Raw genomic sequence first — 17,459 nt, 5'->3', positions numbered from 1 at the left:
ATAATTTTACTTAACTACTTTTAAAATTTTCAGCTTGGCATCAGGCCGCATCTGTATAATACCGCTCACAATTAAACTGTCGCCGGCTTTCAGCCCTTCAGTTACCTGTATCTGGGTTGCGGTACGCAAATCTGTTTTTACAGGTTGTTCTGCTGCTACCCCGTTTTTTACCAGATATACTTTGCTGCCTTTAATATCGGGTACCACACACTCGGTAGGTACCATAATAGCGCGGGGTATTTGGTCCAGCGTAAAATTGATTTTGGCAAAACCACCGGCTGTTAGTTCATCATTGGCATTGGGCGCTTTGGCTCGGATGGTAATGGTGCGCGAGTTTAAATCAATGCTGGGCTCAACGGCATAAACAGTGGCTGTATGGCTGTTACCTGAACTTGCTGTGGTAAAACTAATGCGGCTGCCTACTTTAATTAACGGCCCGTAGCGCTCGGGTGCCGAAAAGGTTACCTTCATGGGGTTGGTACTTACCAGCGTGGCAATCGGTGTAGCGGTTGACAGGTAGCCACCCGGGCTCACATTCCGTAAACCAATAGTGCCCGAAAACGGCGCACGAATAATAGTGCGTGCAATTTGCGCTTTAATTACGTCACTCTGTGCTTTTAATGAATTGTAGGAGGACAAAGAAGTGTCGTACTCTTGCTGGCTTACCGCTTCCTTTTGCAGCAGTACCCGGTTGCGGTACTCATTTTCTTTAGCCAAAGCCACCTGGTACTGGTTCTGTTTCAGCGAGGCTACCAAATCCTGGTTATACACTTTCACAAGCACCTGGCCTTTGCTTACCTTGCTGCCTTCCTGAAAATAAATATTGGTAATATTACCAGCCGTTTGACTAATGAGGTTCACCCGCTCGTTGGGGTCAAGCGTACCGGTTACATCAATACTGTTGTTCAGGGCGGTATCCTTTACAAGCATTACCCTTACCGGCACCGGGCCTTTATCGCGGCCGCCGCCTTTGCCTCCGCCCTTACCACCTCCGCCGCCCTGCGCAGTTTCATCAGCTTTTTTGCCATGAAATTTATTGTAAAATAAAAAAGCTACCGCAAGGGCCAGTAAAAGGTAAACGATGTATCTGGTTTTCATGTGCTGCTTTGCGGAAATTAATGAATGGAGAGCTGTGTATTAACAGGTGAAAAAACTGAAGAAAGCGGCATCCTGCCAATAAATATTTTCATGAGTTGGGTATGGGTCATTCGTTTATATACAATGCTAAGCTTACTCTGTTCGGGCAGCATTCTTAATTATTAATTTTTCAATTAGGTTTAATGTAATTGCTAAGCAAATACAAGCACAGCTTACAAAATTAACGACATACTTAAGCTTTAAGTAGCTTGTATCAACCATGTTACAACTTCATTAAACTGCATTTTTTTATAAATTGCGACCATGAAAAAGTTGTATCCGGCTATTTTTGGCTTTTTAATTCTTATTCTCATGCAGCAAAGCACACAGGCCGCTAATGGCGTTCAAATTAATTATACCATTACTTTCCCTGAGGCGCAGGCGCATTATGCCGATTTGGAAATGACCATATCGGGCCTCAAACAAAGTACCTTAGACTTAAAAATGCCGGTTTGGACACCCGGCTCTTACCTTGTACGCGAGTTCGAAAAAAATATCGAATCGCTCTCGGCATCATCGGGCAGCAAAGCCGTAGCTACAGGCAAGGTGCGCAAAAACATCTGGCGCTTAACCACTGCGGGGTTAGAAAAAGTGACTGTTAAATACCGGGTATATTGCTTTGAGGTATCGGTACGTACCAGTTTTATTGATGTATCACATGCCTTTCTGTCGACTACCGGCATTTTTTTGTACCCTGAAGGCATGTTGAACCAGCCTTCTACTGTACACATCAAACCCTATAAAGGCTGGGACCAAGTATCAAGCAGTTTGGAGCGCGTAAAGGGTGATAACTTCACCCTGCAAGCGCCTAACTATGATATTTTGTTCGATTCGCCGATTGAAGTGGGCAACCAGGATATCTTTTATTTTGATGCGGCAGGCGTACACTACGAAGTAGCGATGTACGGTGGCGGCAACTACGACAAGGAGCGCCTGAAAAAAGATATGGCTACCATTGTGGAAAAAGAAACAGCCATTTATGGTGAGAACCCCAATAAGCACTATGTATTTATTGTACATAACCTGCTGCGCGGCGGAGGCGGCCTGGAGCACCTGAGCTCAACCACACTGGGTGCTGCACGCGACCGTTATAATACAGAAGCGGGTTACCAGGGCTTTTTATCATTGGTGGCGCACGAGCATTTCCATTTATGGAATGTGAAACGCCTACGCCCAATTGCCTTAGGTCCGTTTGACTATGATAATGAGAATTACACCACCAACCTGTGGATTGCTGAAGGCTTTACCGCTTATTACGACAACCTGATTGTGCACCGCACCAACCTGTACCCGGTTGAAAATTACCTGGGTGTACTGGCGGCAGATATGAACACAGTTGACAATACGCCTGGTACCAAAGTGCAGCCCCTGTCGCAATCCAGCTATGATGCCTGGATTAAAGGATACCGCCCGGATGAGAACTCCATTAACACCTCTATTTCTTATTATAACAAAGGCTCGTTGGTAGCCCTGTTATTGGATTTGGAAATCATCAAAGACAGCAAAGGCAAATACTCATTGGATGATGTAATGCGCTATATGTACAACGAGTATTACAAAACCAAGAAACGTGGCTATACCGATGCCGAGTTTAAGCAAGGCTTTGAAAAATTTGCCGGCAAAAACCTGGATGACTTCTATAAAAAATATATCAACAGCGTTGATGCTATGGATTATAACCATTACCTCAATTATGCCGGGTACAAAGCGGTAAATGATAACGCCAGCCGCAATGAGCCTACCTTGGGTATAGCCCTGGCCCGGGTACCTAACCGCGCCATTGTAACCAATGTACTGCGCGGCTCTGCCGGATGGGTAGATGGCATTAATGTGAACGATGAAATTACTGCCATTGATGGTGTGCCGGTAAGCAGCCCTACTGCTTTAATCAATGGTAAGCAGGTAGGTGATAAAATTATGGTAACCGTTGTACGTGATGGCAAAACGCTAAACCTACCGGTAACTTTACTGAAGGACACTGCCGTAAAATACCATATTGAAAGCGTAGCCAATCCCAGCGCCGAGCAGTTATCGGTAAGAAAAAAATGGCTGACTCTGGAGTAAGCTGATTATTTTCCTCATTCTCCATTTTGTCATTTCGACCGCAGGGAGAAATCTTCATCATCAAGCTGGTCTACTGCAGACTTATAGCTTGAAGAGGATTTCTCCCTATGGTCAAGATGACATTTTTGTTTAGTGCATTTATAACTCACCTCTATCTCACAATCAGCAACCAACCGGATAGTTTGGGCAACTGCCCCTTTAAATCAATGACATAATAGTAAGTTCCTGCAGGTAGGGGCTTACCACTATAAGTACCATTCCAGGGAAGGCTATAGCCCAAGCTATGGTAAAGCTGCTGCCCCTGCCGGTTATAAATGGTAATTTCGGCGTCTGTATAACTTTCCAGGGCCTCAATTGTCCAAACATCATTTACGCCGTCACCATTGGGACTGATGGTATTAGGCACAATCAATTTAGGCAGCACTTTTACCTCAACACTATTAATATTCTCGCCACAGCCGGTTTGTGAAACTGCATGCAGAGTGTAAGTGATATCGGCCGTGGCGCGGGTAACCGGATGGAGCGAGGAGGGGTCATCCAAACCAGTAGCAGGGGTCCAGTAATAGGTAACCTCAGTGCCTGTAACTGAGCCATGTAACTGGGCAGTTTGCCCGGCTACCAGCTTTACCGCAGGCCCGGCATCGGCCACCGGTTTTTGGTTAACGGTAATAGTCACCTGCCTGCTGACAGATAGTTCTGCACAACCTTCATTGCTTACTTCTACAGTATAAGTAGTAGTGGTAGCCGGCCGGGCTATAGGATTGGCAATATCCGTTTGGCTTAACCCTGCCGCGGGCGACCAGCGGTAGCGTGTAGCATTGGCAGCTGTTACTTGTAATTGTATCGGGTCACCTTCGCAAATAGCGCTATTTGCTGTTACGTTGCTGATGACCGCGGCGGGCAATACCGTCACTTTGGTTTTTTGAGGCAAAGAGGCGCAGTTGTTGCTAAAAACGGTAACTGTATAATCGCCGGACATACCTGCAGCAGCACTGACGGCAACCAGCGGGTTACTTTCCATAGAGGCAAAACCGTTAGGACCTGACCATTGGTACCGTTCGCCGCCGCTGGCGCTCAGGCGTAGCGGCTGACCGGCGCAAACGCTGGTAGTAGCTGGTACAACAGCCACAGGCAGTGCATTTACAATAATAGTAAGCGGAGCGGAGTAGATACGGCAGTATTCAGAACCGGCCTGATAATCGTTCAATAACCCTACCCTATATTGGTAACTGCCTGCTGCAGCATTAGGTTTGTTCACTACGTATGTACTTTGCGTAGCGCCTGAAATATTTACCCAACCCTGCCCGTCGTTCAAATTTTGCTGCCACTGAAAGCTGGGGTTACTATACCGGCTGGCATCGCAAACCAATGGGTAACTGATATTGTCGCCCGCACAATTGGCCTTGCTGTTACTACTGTTAATACTGCTAAACCCGGTGGGAATAATTTGGCCGCAGGGGCTTACTGTAATATCATCCAGCGCTAAATCATTACCGGCGCCTCCGGGTGCTTTGTTAAGCATTTTCACTATGATGTCAGAACCATCGGTTGGTGCGATAAAAAAGGTACTTTGCTGAACCCAGTGCTCCGAAATATCTGAAGCTGGTATCGGCTGTGTATCAAAAGGTGGTGCAATTAATGTTCCGTCTGGTTTCTCTATACGAAATATTACATCCGGCTCAATATGGTTTTGGGTAGATGGCTGCCGGTGCACAATGTTCATGATATAGGCCGCAAACTGGTATGTGGTGCCTCCGCATAATTTACTGCCGCTGATGCGATAAGTAAAAAACACACTCGGCGCTATGGAGGCATTAATGATCATCATATAACCGTTGCCATCGCGTGTATGATCGCGCGGGATGGCCTGCCATGTACCACTAAAACAATTCCCGCCAAGCGCATTCAGCAACGTATAGGTGCCGTCCTGCCCTACACAAACATCGGCCATATATTTTAAACTGGTTTGCGTGGCTGAAAGCGCCGGGCCAATGGTAGAACTGCCACGTCCAAAAGTTTCGCTTATCACTGGTGCCCCTAAGTTTCCGCTGCAATCCTGCGCACGGGAGCCTAACATTACGGCCAGCAATAAAAAAGCTACAAGAAAAATACGTTTATTAAAACACATCAGGGTTTATAGCGCACTCAAATACGCGGGCCTATAAATGTAGTAAATTAGCCCGAACCCGGAGCAGCAAGGTAATTGAGGGTAAGAGTGCTGAAAAAGCAGAAAGACTATTAGCTTTGGTGAAACGACTGATGACGGAATAATTTAAGCCTGAACCTGCGCCGCTTGTGCAATAAGGCATCAGAAGCAACGGGCAATTCTACTGTGAATACTGAGCCTTTACCCAGTTCACTTTCTACCTTAATAGTACCCGAATTGGCTTGTATAAACTCGTTGCACATCAATAAGCCTAAACTGGTGCCTTTCTCGTTATAAGTACCGTTACTGCTGATGTTGCTAAGGTTAAATATGTGTGGCAGCTTTTCTGGTGGAATACCTACACCATTATCTTCTATCTGTAATACTACGCTGCGTTTGGCCACATTGGCGCGGGCATTTAGTTTGATGCGGCCGCCGGTACCGGTAAATTTAATGGCATTGGCTACCATGTTGCGCAGTACAAACTCAATATGATTTACATCTGCGTATACTTTTACTTCGGAACCTATATAATTGATCACCTCAATGGATTTGTAGCCGGCAGCTTCGTGCAACAGCACCAGTATGCGGTCGGCAACGGGCTTTACCAAGAATTCGGTCTGGTTCAGGCGTATGCCCTTGATCTGCATTTCGCCCCAGCGCAGCAAGCTATCCAGCGTTTCGAGCGAAGCGTGAGTGCTTACGTTAAGTTCATTAATAAGTTCCTTACGGCTATCGGGCGGCAAATCTTCATCATCAATAAAATTGAGCAGATTGATGACCGAGATAAAGGGCGTACGCAAATCATGCCCCATAATCGAAAACAGCTTATCTTTAATATGGTTGGATTCGTCCAGCTTTCGGTTTAGTTTACGCAGCAACTTATTCAAACTGCGGGTACGGTAATGATACCACATGAGCACTACCAAAATCAGCATTGCACCTATTGCAATTGCAGTAATAATGCGGTGCTCTAACTGCTGCCTGCTGTTTACAAAGCGGAGTTCCTGAATTTTAGCTTTTGATTTACTGAGTTCATAATCAGATTGCAGGCTGGCAATTTGCCTGGCCATTTCTTTGTAAAAGAATTGATCGGCCAGCGCATACTGCTCATTGCGGGCTTTTAAGGCTGCCTGATAGTTGCCTTTCTGCGTATAAATTTCAGCTATGTTTTGCAGTGCCTCAATTACCTGTTTATGGGCATCCTTGCTTTGGGCTAAAGCTTTTACCTGCATTAAATAGTTTAAGCTACTGTCAACATTAATGGTACGGTAAGTTTTAGCCAGGCCGTTTAAAGTTTGCTCTTCGCGTAAAAAGTTATGAATGTATTGCGCTTTACGTAAGGCCGCCTTTTGCAGCCAGATACAGTAATCACTATCGCCCTGCTTGGCATATACAGCAGCCAGGTTATTAATTAATGTAATATTCAAACCCTGGTACTGTGGTGTATTGCTTTTACTGATGCCATCGTTTAAATAAGCTTTGGCTTTAGCCAACTCGCCGGTGGCTGTGTAGCTGATGCCAAAATCATTACGCAGATTAAGCGATAAATTGGAAAACGGGATGGTTTTATCTATGGCTTCAGCAGTTTTCAGGTAATCTATAGCTTGGGGGTATTTTTTCTGCCCCATATAAGCTTCACCCAAAGTAATATAGGCCTCCATGATGCCTTTAGGCTCGTGTATGCTTTCACTGGTTTTTAAAGCCTGCAAAAAGTAATCAATGGCTTTATCATAATTGCCCTGGCGCATTTCCACCACCCCAAGCCTGATGCGCTCCGTAGCCATCCCTTTGGCCTGCCCAAGAGATTGATATAGGCTTAGCGCCTCAATATAATTACGATGTGCCTCTTCGTATTTGCCCCGATTATCGTTAATCATGCCTAACTGATTCAGCATCATGGCTTCGCCCGGTTTATCATGCCTGGCTTTAGCATAAGCCAAACCTTTAGCGGTAAAAAAAAGGGCCGAGTCGGGTTTATCGTAGCGGTAACGGGTAATGAGTTTAGTGTAAGCCTCTATCTGAGCGGAGGGTGCTGCATTGTTACTTACAACCTGCGCCACAGCATTGCCATAGGTTGCACACAGCAACACCGCAATCAGGGGAAAAAGCACAGCGTTTAACTTACTCATTACAAAAGCACTACTCAAAGCTATATCCTTTTTACGAATAATTAAATTAAAAGATATATTTAATTACTACGCTACACCTGTCGGGCACAACCAAAAAGAGTACACTGAATGATATGTAAACAGGCGAAATACTGTTAAATTTGGGGCTTTTAACCTAACGAGCTTAAGTTTGACCAATACCATGTTGCTGCATTTCTTCACAGTACATAACGCTATTGTTACATTGCCTCCCTGGCACAATAATTCGTCTTAAATCAATCCAGGCAATAGTATGCAGGCCCTGAGTATATTACATAATATGAGATTAACGTAACATTTAAACACTATAATCAACTCACAGTTAATTATTTATAACAAAATTGGACGAATAATTTTATTCTTAAAAAGTTTATCAATTCAAAAACCAAACACCCCCACTTTGTGTATATCCACTACTAAACACAGGCACCTGAACCGCTTAACCTTGGTTACAGGCGTTTTCACTTGCCCTAAACTCTGACTAACTTGAAAAAGCTATTCGTTTACCTTTGGTTACTGTTACTATTTGTTAGCATCGGCGCTATCTTTTGGCATCAGCAATACCAGTATAGCTTACCTACACCTATACCCCAGGGCTATAAGCCCATACCTAACGGCGCTGTTATCCATTTGGATAGTGAATTGGGTTTTAATAACCACAAACCTGTTTTACTACACTTTTTTAATCCCGACTGCCCTTGTTCGCGCTTCAATATTCAGCATGTGAAAAGCTTGATCAGCAGGTACGGTAACCGTGTAAATTTTGCTGTGGTACTCATGAACGAAAAGTATTATACCCGGCAACAGGTAAAAGAAAAATACAATTTGAGCATACCTGTAATTGTTAACCCGGCGCTGGCTTTGGCATGCGGTGTATACTCTACCCCACAGGCAGCAATACTAACCACCAACAGGCAACTGTATTACCGGGGCAATTACAACAGCAACAGGTATTGCACCAATACCGAAACTGAGTATGCACGCATAGCTTTAACCAACTTGCTGGAGCAAAAACCGGCTATGCATTTTACTACGTATGCTACTACAGCTTATGGCTGCAGTTTATCAAAATCTTACAATTAAGCTTTTATGTCAACCTTAAACACATATATAGATTACAACACCATTAAAGCACAGATGCGCAACGAGGTTAAAGAGCGCTCTGACAGGTTTGTGAACTATTTTTTGGCGGGTTACTTCGTCCTGGGGCTGGTGTTTGCTTCATTTTATGATACTTGGCTGATTGCGTTAAGTATCAGCACACTTTCTTTAGCTGCTTATTATTCGGTTAAAGTATTGTTACCTGAGTCTGATTTATACCAATACGTGCTGGGTGCAATCCTGGGTATTTTGTTCGCCCAGTTTTTGTATGAGATGCATGGTTTGTTAGAGATGCACTTTTTTGCCTTTATTGGCAGTGCTATGCTAATTACTTACCAAAAATGGCGGCTGCAGATACCGCTTCTTGTGGTTGTTGGCATTCACCATACGTTGTTTAGTTATTTGCAGGATAGCGGCGTACCGGGCGTATATTTTACCCAGCTCAATTATTTCGATCTGCAGACTTTCGTTATTCACATGGCGCTAACTGCCATCATCTTTTTCATTAGCGGTTTATGGGCATATCAGTTAAATGAGTATGGCAAAAAGCAAATTTTGCAGAGCATACAAATGGCTAAAATGCAAAGAGAAGCCGTAGTGCAGGAAGAGCGCCTGATGCATGCACATACATTGCAAGAGCTGAATGATGAGCTGCTACGCAACAATGCCCTGCTGGACAAAGCCCGCCTGGAAGCTGAAAAAGCCAATCAGGCTAAAAGCATATTCTTGGCTACCATGAGCCACGAAATACGCACCCCACTCAATGGCATCATTGGCATGTCGGCCCTGTTGCATGATACCGTACTGGGCGAGCAGCAGCGCATGTTTACTGATACCATACATACCTGCGGCGAAAATTTACTCAGCGTAATTAATAATGTGCTCGATTTCTCCAAAATTGAAGCTGGCAATATGGAAATTGAAAAGGCCGAGTTTAATCTTCGCCTTTGTATAGAAGAAGTATTGGATATGTTTGCCGGTAAAATAGCACAAACCGGCATTGAACTCGCTTACTTTATTACTGAGGGCATACCATTACAGCTTATAGGCGATAAAGCACGCCTGCAACAGGTATTAACCAACTTGGTTACCAATGCCATTAAATTTACCTCGAAAGGAGAAGTAATTGTAAAGGTGTTAATGCCGGAAGCAGATGACTCCGGCCGCATCACCCTTAAGTTTGAAGTACATGATACCGGTATTGGTATTGCACCCGATAAAATTGACAAACTGTTTAAAGCCTTTAGCCAGGTAGATTCTTCTACCACCCGTAAGTATGGCGGCACTGGCTTGGGACTGGTTATTTCGCAAAAGCTGGTAACGCTGATGGGAGGTACCATCAATGTAAGCAGCGTGCCGCAGGTAGGTTCGGTATTTAGCTTTACCATCACTACGCAGAAAGGGGTAAAACAAGATGCATCGCTTGTGCCTTATGACATGGCCAAGCATACCGGCAAACGCATACTGGTAGTTGACGACAATCACACCAATTGCACTATACTCAAAATTCAGCTTAGCAACTGGAATTTACAGCCTGTATTAGCCACATCGGCAGCAGAAGCACTTGAGATACTAAAAATGCAACAGCGCTTTGATTTGGTAATTACAGATGCCAATATGCCCGAAACCGACGGCATCACATTGACTAAAGAGATTAAAACTTTATATCCGCAATTACCTGTTATTCTGCTGAGTTCAATTGGCGATGAGCGCATTTCGTTACTGGGCACCCTATTTGATTTTGTGCTTACCAAACCCATTAAGCATGATGCCTTAAGCCGGCACGTGATGGATTGCCTTAACCAGCAACAAACCACTACCACCCATAAAGCGCAGCTGGAAACTATACCTACCCAGTTTGCCGAACAATACCCATTCAGTATACTCATAGCAGAAGACAATAAAATTAACCAAAAAGTGATTGTCCAGATTTTGCGCAAGCTGGGTTATCATCCCGATGTAGCCGAAGATGGCCTGGAAACCGTGCATGCCGTGCAAAATAAAACTTATGATGTAGTATTAATGGATATGCAAATGCCGGTAATGGACGGCCTGGAAGCTACAGTTGCCATACGGGCGTTACCTATTAAACAACCCGTAATTATAGCGCTTACCGCCAATACCATGACCGGCGACCGGGAAGAATGTATTGCGGCCGGCATGGATGATTATTTGGGTAAACCTATACAAATGCCCGAGTTGTTACGAACTTTTAAGCGATGGAATAAATCCAGCTTAACCCAGCCTTCATAATACTTTTGTAATTTATTTGATAATAAAATACATCCTATTTGGATTTAATTTAAATAAGCCTACATTTGAATTATCAATTTATAGGCATGAAGCTTTCGCAACTTGAAGTAGGTAAAAAAGGTATAGTAAAGGAATTTACAGACTTAGAAATGTCTGTAAAGCTGATGGAGATGGGCTGTTTACCTGGTGAGGAGATTAGTGTTACCCGTGTAGCACCGCTGGGAGATCCTATTGCGATCAATGTATCCGGCTATATGCTGAGCCTGCGCAAACGCGAAGCCGCAACTATAATCTTACAGTAGTGAATTAAATTGAAAGTTGAGATCAGCGTTGCACTTGTAGGTAACCCCAATACCGGTAAATCAACAGTTTTTAATGCCTTAACAGGCCTCAATCAAAAAGTAGGTAATTTTCCTGGTGTTACGGTGGATAAAAAAACCGGTTTTTGCGACTTACCCGATGGTCGCACAGCCGAGATTATTGACCTGCCTGGTACTTACAGCTTATACCCAAAAAGCCGCGACGAATCCATCGTTTTTTCTGTACTGGCCGACCAAGCCAATGCCCTACGCCCCGATTTGGTGGTGGTGATACTGGATGCCACTAATTTAAAACGTAACCTGTTATTATACACTCAGGTAGCCGATTTAAAAATTCCGGTAATTGTAGCACTGAATATGATGGATATGGCCGCTAAAAATGGTATCCATGTCGACGTAGATGCGCTGGCGGCTAAACTGGGCGTGATGGTTATTCCTATTTCGGCACGCAAAGGCCAGGGTATTGACGATTTAAAAAAAGGAATTGCTTACGCCAATAAATTTGCCCTGCAACAGGATACTATTGATGTACATGCTATTGCCCCGCAGCTGATTGACAGTATTGGCGAGGAAATGGAAATTGATAATCCATACTATGCCCTGCAACTGGCACACCAGCACGAAACACTGAACTTTTTATCGCCTGATAAAAGCAACCGCATTGAGGAGTTAGAACAGCAGCATGCTTTCCACTCGCAAAAAGCACAAGCCACAGAAACTATTGCCCGTTATAATTTCATCAATGATATTCTATATGATACGGTAACCAAAGAAGAGACGGCACATGATGAAAGCATCAGCAACAAAATTGATAAAGTGCTCACCCATCGTGTTTTCGGCTTTATCATTTTTATCGGTATCCTGCTTTTTATTTTTCAAGCTATTTTTTCATGGTCGGAGCTGCCCATGAACCTCATTGAAAGCGGTTTTGTGTGGCTGCAAAGTTTTATGCACGATCATTTGCCTGCCGGGCCGCTGGTAGATTTGCTGGCCGATGGTATTGTAGCAGGCTTAAGTGGCGTAATGGTATTTATACCTCAAATTGCTATCCTGTTCGCTTTTATTTCCATACTCGAAGATACCGGCTACATGGCACGGGTTACCTTCATGATGGACAAGCTGATGCGTAAAGTGGGATTAAACGGCAAATCAGTAGTACCATTAATTGGCGGCTTTGCCTGTGCGGTACCATCTATTATGAGTACACGCACCATCGAGAACTGGAAAGACCGCATGATTACCATTATGGTAACACCGCTGGTTGCGTGCTCGGCCCGCCTGCCGGTATATACCTTACTCATTGCACTGGTGGTACCCAACCGTAATGTATGGTGGGTATTTAACCTGCAAGGTTTGGCTTTAACCGGCATGTACGTGCTCAGCTTGGTATCGGCTGTTGTGGTAGCCTATGTAATGAAGTTTATTTTAAAAGCCAAAGAACGTGGCTACTTCATTATGGAATTACCGGTATACCGCATGCCGCGCTGGAACAATGTGCTGTTTACTATGTATGAGCGGGCTAAAACCTTTGTATTGCAAGCTGGTAAAGTAATTATTGCTGTATCAATTATTTTGTGGGTACTGGCCTCATATGGGCCGGGCAAGCGCTTTGAGCAAATTGATGCTAAATACAGCCAGCCGCAGTATACGCAAAAAGTTAACGCTGATGATTTGAAGCGGATCATCGCTTCTGAAAAACTGGAAAACTCTTATGCGGGGCAATTAGGCCATGCTATTGAACCGGTAATACGCCCACTGGGTTTTGACTGGAAAATTGGCATCGCCCTGATTACATCTTTTGCCGCCCGCGAGGTATTTGTGGGCACCATGGCCACTATATATAGTGTGGATGGTGATGCCGATAAGATTGAATCGGTAGAGCAGAAAATGGGTAATGCACGCAATGCCAATACTGGTCAGCCTGCATTTACACTGGCAGTGGCCTTTTCATTAATGATGTTTTATGCTTTTGCCATGCAGTGCGCCAGCACTGTAGCTACTGTGTACCGCGAAACCAAGAACTGGCGCTGGCCGGCAGTTCAATTTGCCTACATGACGGTATTGGCTTATGTAGTCAGTTTCCTTACTTACCAACTACTCAAATAATATTTCCTGATTATACCAACAAGGGCCGATGATGATCTCATCGGCCCTTGTTTATTTATATCAATTACACTGCAATTACGGACGAACCGGTGGCGCAGTGGTTGGATTTGTTGTGGTTGGTACAGTGGTTGGAGGCACTGTAGTTGGCGGAACCGTTGTTGGCCTGGTCGGGCTTGTTGGGTTCATTGGGTTTGTGGTAGGATTGGTTGGGTATGTTGGATTGGTAGTTGGCACCGTTGGGTTAGTCGGACTCGTAGTCGGATAGCTTGGGTTTGTGGTTGGGCTATTCGGCATGGTGGTTGGCCTGTTCGGGCTGGTGGTAGGGTTAGTACGTGTGGGTACAGTCCTGCGGTTAGTGGGGTTCATCGGTACAGTGTCTTTACCCATTACTACACCACGATTAACAGTTATTATTTTTTTGGCAGGGCCATTATCATTTCCTTTTGCTACGGCATATTCAAATGCGCAGGTGGCCAATACGGCCATCATTATACTTACCTTTTTCATAAATTTTGCTTTTTGGTTATCAAAATTATCTGCAAGTATAACCTTATAGATCAGAAAGAGTTTTAATATTTTTTTTTATCCTATCTTGTCTATATAATTTAAGCCCAATCAGCGGCAGGCTTTAGCTTTGCAGCCATCACCTCACTTATCTTTTGGTATGATTCAAAAGTCCAGCCGGCTACGTGCGGGCTAAGCAATACTTTCTTACTTTGCTTTAGTTTCTCAAACCAATGCTGCTCACCTAAAGCCGGAAATTTTTCTACCTCCAGCACATCCAAAGCAGCCCCTAAAATTTTGCCTTGTTTTAAGGCATCCAATACCGCCTGCACCTTTACTACTTTACCACGCGATGTATTGATCAGAAATATGGGCTTACGAAAGTGAAACAAATACTCCTCGTTCACCAGCCCATTGGTTTCGTTTGTTAGCGGTACATGCAAACTCAGTACATCACTGTGCTTTACAATTTCCTCCATGCTCACCTCGCGGGCATAACGGTCACTGAAACCGGTCTTGTATTTATCATAAGCAATCACGTTGACTTCGAACCCGGCCAGCTTTCGGGCAAAGCCCTGCCCCATGTGCCCATAGCCAATGATGCCTATGGTTTTACCTTTCAGTTCAAAACCCCGGTTCTCCTCACGTTGCCATAAACCGGCGCGCACTTCGGCATCAGCAGTGGCCAAATGGTTGCGCAGGGTCAGCAGCATGCCTACCGCATGTTCGCCAACAGCATCTGCGTTACCTTCCGGCGCATTAATCAATTCAATGCCGCGTTGCAGGGCGTAAGCTTCATCAATGTTATCCATACCGGCACCGGCACGGGCAATAAAGCGCAATTGCGGTGCTGCATCTATTATTTCTTTACTTACCTGAAATTTGGAACGGATGACGAGCCCAAGGTATGCAGGCAATAGTTGTATGGCCTCATCCTGTTTTATATCCGGCCTGTAATCGCATTCGTAACCTAATGCCCCGGCTTTTTCAATAAATATAGGATGCAGGTCATCAACAATGAGAAGCTTATTATTCATGGTAGAGTAGTGTTATACATTTTTTTGTCATTGTGAGCGATAGTGTGACAATGGCATTTGAACCTAAGAATTACTTTCTTTAATACGGTTTGTCAGCCTCACAAAGTCATCCACAGTCAACCGCTCGGCACGAAGTTCTAATAGTGGTTCATCGCCCATTCTTTCTTTATTCATCAGGCCAGATACAGCATTGCGCAGTGTTTTGCGTCGCTGGTTAAAGCCGGCTTTTACTACCTGCCAAAACAACTTTTCATCGCAGGGCAACTCCCTTACCTCATTACGGGTTAAACGGATAACGCCGGAAAGCACTTTGGGCGGCGGATTAAAGGCACCAGCTTTTACGGTAAACAAATATTCTACCTTGTAATAGGCCTGCAAAAACACACTTAATATACCATATTCCTTACTGCCAGCTTTAGCCGTACAACGCTCGGCTACTTCCTTTTGGAACATGCCGACTACCTCAACTACCTGCTGGCGGTTATCCAGCACTTTAAATAAAATTTGTGATGAAATATTGTAGGGGAAATTACCGATAATGGCAAAAGGCTGCTGAAACAAAGATTGAAAATCCAGTTCCAAAAAATCAGCATTCAGTAAACGGTTGCCTAACTGCGGATACTTTTTTTGCAGAAACTCATAAGATTCTGTATCAATATCAATCAGGTAAGTTTCATAAGTATCGCGCTGCAGCAGGATATCGGACAGGATACCCATGCCCGGGCCTACTTCCAGTACCTGGCGGTAACGGTCATCAGGCCGCAGGCCATCCACAATGCGGGTGGCAATATTTTTATCTGTTAAAAAATGCTGACCCAGATGTTTTTTAGCCCTTACTACCGACATGGAAAGATTAAAATTTGTGCAAATTAAGGTATAATTTGAAAGATTATACGGATCGATTTGGCGATTGCACTCTAAATGAACGACGACTAATTAATTAAACAAGTAAGGCACTGCATGGTTAATCCATCACTAAGTAGCCATAAGTGTAAAAAAAATGCTATAATCGCTGCTTTAACAGGTGCAGACACTGTATTGATAGGTGCGGCCATCACTAAATCAGTGTAATTATACCAAAGCTATGAGTGAAAAATTAAAAATTGGAATCAGTATCGGCGATGTTAACGGCATTGGCCTTGAGGTAATTATTAAAACACTGGCTGATAGCCGTATTTTTGATTACTGTACGCCTATTGTTTACGGGCACACCAAACTGGCTTCGTTCTACCGCCGCACCTGCAACATTCATGATTTAAACTTCAATATCATCACCCATCCCGCGGAGGCTAACCATAAGAAAGCTAACATTATTCATTGCTGGGATGAGGATGTGCGCCTCGAACCTGGTATAGCCAATGAAACCGGTGGTAAGTACGCCTTTCTTTCATTAGAACGCGCTACGGATGACCTGGTGGCCGGCGAAATTGATGCCCTGGTGACTGCCCCCATTAATAAAGACAATATACAAAACGAAAACTTCAATTTTCCGGGCCATACCGAATACCTGCAGCAGCGTAACGGCGCCCCCGAAGTATTGATGTTTTTAGTAAGCGACACCTTGCGCGTAGGTGTAGTTACCGGCCATATTCCGGTGGCTAAAGTTTCTGAAAGCATCAGTGCTGATAAAATAGTGGCTAAACTAAAGCTGATGAATACCAGCCTGAAACAGGATTTCTGGATTCGCAAACCTAAGATTGCTGTATTGGGCCTGAACCCGCATGCGGGCGATAACGGACTGATTGGCAATGAAGAAAAAGACATTATTGCTCCTGCTTTGGAAGAAGCCCGTGCTAATGACATTTTAGCCTTTGGCCCTTACCCGGCCGACGGCTTTTTTGCCAATGGCGCTTACCTGAAGTTTGATGCTGTACTGGCCATGTATCACGACCAGGGCCTGATTCCATTCAAACAAATTTCTTTTGAATCGGGTGTAAACTATACCGCCGGCTTAAGCTTTGTACGTACCTCGCCCGACCATGGCACCGCTTATGACATTGCCGGTAAAAACAAGGCCTCTGAAGTTTCTTTCCGCGAAGCCTTATTCTCCGCCATTCATATTGTCAAAAACCGCCGCGAAATTACCGAACTGGCCGAGAATACCCTACCCTTTAGTAAATTGAGCAGGGATAGGGACTGATAGATTTTTTATGCTGTTGCTTCATTCAGCTGCTATCCGGGTTGGGTTAGTGCTATGTTGAATGTTAGTTTACTTTTTGCTTGATCAAAAAGTAACAAAAAATCAAGGCAGAAACAATCCTTCCCCCGCACAAGGCCACCGCATGGCCCGGGCGGTTTCTGCCAGCCCAACGCGCCTGGGCGAAGAGGCATTCCCTCAAGCACGTCATTGCGAGGAACGAAGCAATCTTTCTGCGCTTTGCCTTAATCAGGCGTATAGAGATGGCGCCCGTTCCTCGCAATGACGGTGGGATAATATGCGTACGCCGATTGTTCCTTCTTAATTCTTGGTTCTTTACTCTTGATTCTCTTCCTCCCTTGTCAGCCCCTCAGCTTTGGGCGAAAGGCGGGCAGCACGTGTTGGGTTGTGCGGTGGCGAAAGGCCTTTTAGTGTTTGCACTGGCAACGGGCAAAGCACAGCCTGTTCATACGCAAACACTAAACAGCCTGTGGTGCTGACCGC

12 protein-coding genes are annotated in these 17,459 nt (G+C 44.6%); 6 read left to right on the top strand and 6 right to left on the bottom strand.

Annotation, left to right across the window (positions count from 1 at the left end; all coding sequences use genetic code 11):
• Positions 1–6 precede the first annotated feature (6 nt).
• Positions 7–1,098 carry an efflux RND transporter periplasmic adaptor subunit gene (locus tag ACYVNW_RS15530; RefSeq protein WP_460680790.1) on the bottom strand — a complete coding sequence of 364 codons (1,092 nt, stop codon included), beginning with the start codon at positions 1,096–1,098 and terminating at the stop codon, positions 7–9.
• A gap of 303 nt (positions 1,099–1,401) precedes the next feature.
• Here ACYVNW_RS15530 and ACYVNW_RS15525 point away from each other — a divergent pair, with 303 nt between their 5' ends.
• Positions 1,402–3,201 carry a M61 family metallopeptidase gene (locus ACYVNW_RS15525; protein ID WP_460680789.1) on the top strand — a complete coding sequence of 600 codons (1,800 nt, stop codon included), beginning with the start codon at positions 1,402–1,404 and terminating at the stop codon, positions 3,199–3,201.
• A gap of 151 nt (positions 3,202–3,352) precedes the next feature.
• On the opposite strand, the gene ACYVNW_RS15520 is transcribed toward ACYVNW_RS15525, so the two are convergent.
• On the bottom strand, positions 3,353–5,329 hold the full coding sequence (locus tag ACYVNW_RS15520; RefSeq protein ID WP_460680788.1) for a gliding motility-associated C-terminal domain-containing protein: 1,977 nt from the start codon (positions 5,327–5,329) through the stop codon (positions 3,353–3,355).
• 110 nt (positions 5,330–5,439) lie between these two features.
• Positions 5,440–7,479 (bottom strand): tetratricopeptide repeat protein, encoded by a 2,040-nt coding sequence (locus tag ACYVNW_RS15515; RefSeq protein ID WP_460680787.1) that lies wholly within the window; start codon positions 7,477–7,479, stop codon positions 5,440–5,442.
• Positions 7,480–7,983: 504 nt separating this feature from the next.
• On the opposite strand from ACYVNW_RS15515, the gene ACYVNW_RS15510 reads away from it, so the two are divergent.
• The 4 genes from ACYVNW_RS15510 to feoB all read left to right on the top strand — a co-directional run bounded on the left by ACYVNW_RS15510 (position 7,984) and on the right by feoB (position 13,277).
• Positions 7,984–8,580 (top strand): DUF6436 domain-containing protein, encoded by a 597-nt coding sequence (locus tag ACYVNW_RS15510; protein WP_460680786.1) that lies wholly within the window; start codon positions 7,984–7,986, stop codon positions 8,578–8,580.
• Positions 8,581–8,586: 6 nt separating this feature from the next.
• Positions 8,587–10,851 (top strand): response regulator, encoded by a 2,265-nt coding sequence (locus ACYVNW_RS15505; protein WP_460680785.1) that lies wholly within the window; start codon positions 8,587–8,589, stop codon positions 10,849–10,851.
• 86 nt (positions 10,852–10,937) lie between these two features.
• The gene (locus tag ACYVNW_RS15500; RefSeq protein WP_460681025.1) at positions 10,938–11,153 is read left to right on the top strand and encodes a FeoA family protein; all 216 of its coding nucleotides are present in this window, start codon (positions 10,938–10,940) and stop codon (positions 11,151–11,153) included.
• Positions 11,154–11,162: 9 nt separating this feature from the next.
• Entirely contained in the window at positions 11,163–13,277 is a 2,115-nt protein-coding gene (gene feoB / locus ACYVNW_RS15495) for a ferrous iron transport protein B (RefSeq protein WP_460680784.1), read from the top strand.
• 75 nt (positions 13,278–13,352) lie between these two features.
• Here the strand turns inward: feoB and ACYVNW_RS15490 are convergent, their stop codons facing one another.
• From ACYVNW_RS15490 to rsmA, 3 genes are all read right to left on the bottom strand, one after another.
• Positions 13,353–13,784, bottom strand: coding sequence for a hypothetical protein (locus tag ACYVNW_RS15490; protein WP_460680783.1), 432 nt, complete (start codon positions 13,782–13,784; stop codon positions 13,353–13,355).
• A 98-nt stretch (positions 13,785–13,882) separates the two neighbouring features.
• Positions 13,883–14,818 carry an NAD(P)-dependent oxidoreductase gene (locus tag ACYVNW_RS15485; protein ID WP_460680782.1) on the bottom strand — a complete coding sequence of 312 codons (936 nt, stop codon included), beginning with the start codon at positions 14,816–14,818 and terminating at the stop codon, positions 13,883–13,885.
• Positions 14,819–14,881: 63 nt separating this feature from the next.
• Positions 14,882–15,664 carry a 16S rRNA (adenine(1518)-N(6)/adenine(1519)-N(6))-dimethyltransferase RsmA gene (gene rsmA / locus ACYVNW_RS15480; protein WP_460680781.1) on the bottom strand — a complete coding sequence of 261 codons (783 nt, stop codon included), beginning with the start codon at positions 15,662–15,664 and terminating at the stop codon, positions 14,882–14,884.
• A gap of 238 nt (positions 15,665–15,902) precedes the next feature.
• Between rsmA and pdxA the strand changes: the two genes are divergently transcribed.
• Complete coding sequence (gene pdxA, locus ACYVNW_RS15475) at positions 15,903–16,958, top strand: 4-hydroxythreonine-4-phosphate dehydrogenase PdxA (RefSeq protein WP_460680780.1); 1,056 nt, start codon at positions 15,903–15,905, stop codon at positions 16,956–16,958.
• Positions 16,959–17,459 lie beyond the last annotated feature (501 nt).

The sequence above is a fragment of the Mucilaginibacter koreensis genome (assembly GCF_054783355.1).
Note: the sequence above shows the minus strand (reverse complement) of the source record. Positions and strands in the feature narration are given on the sequence as shown.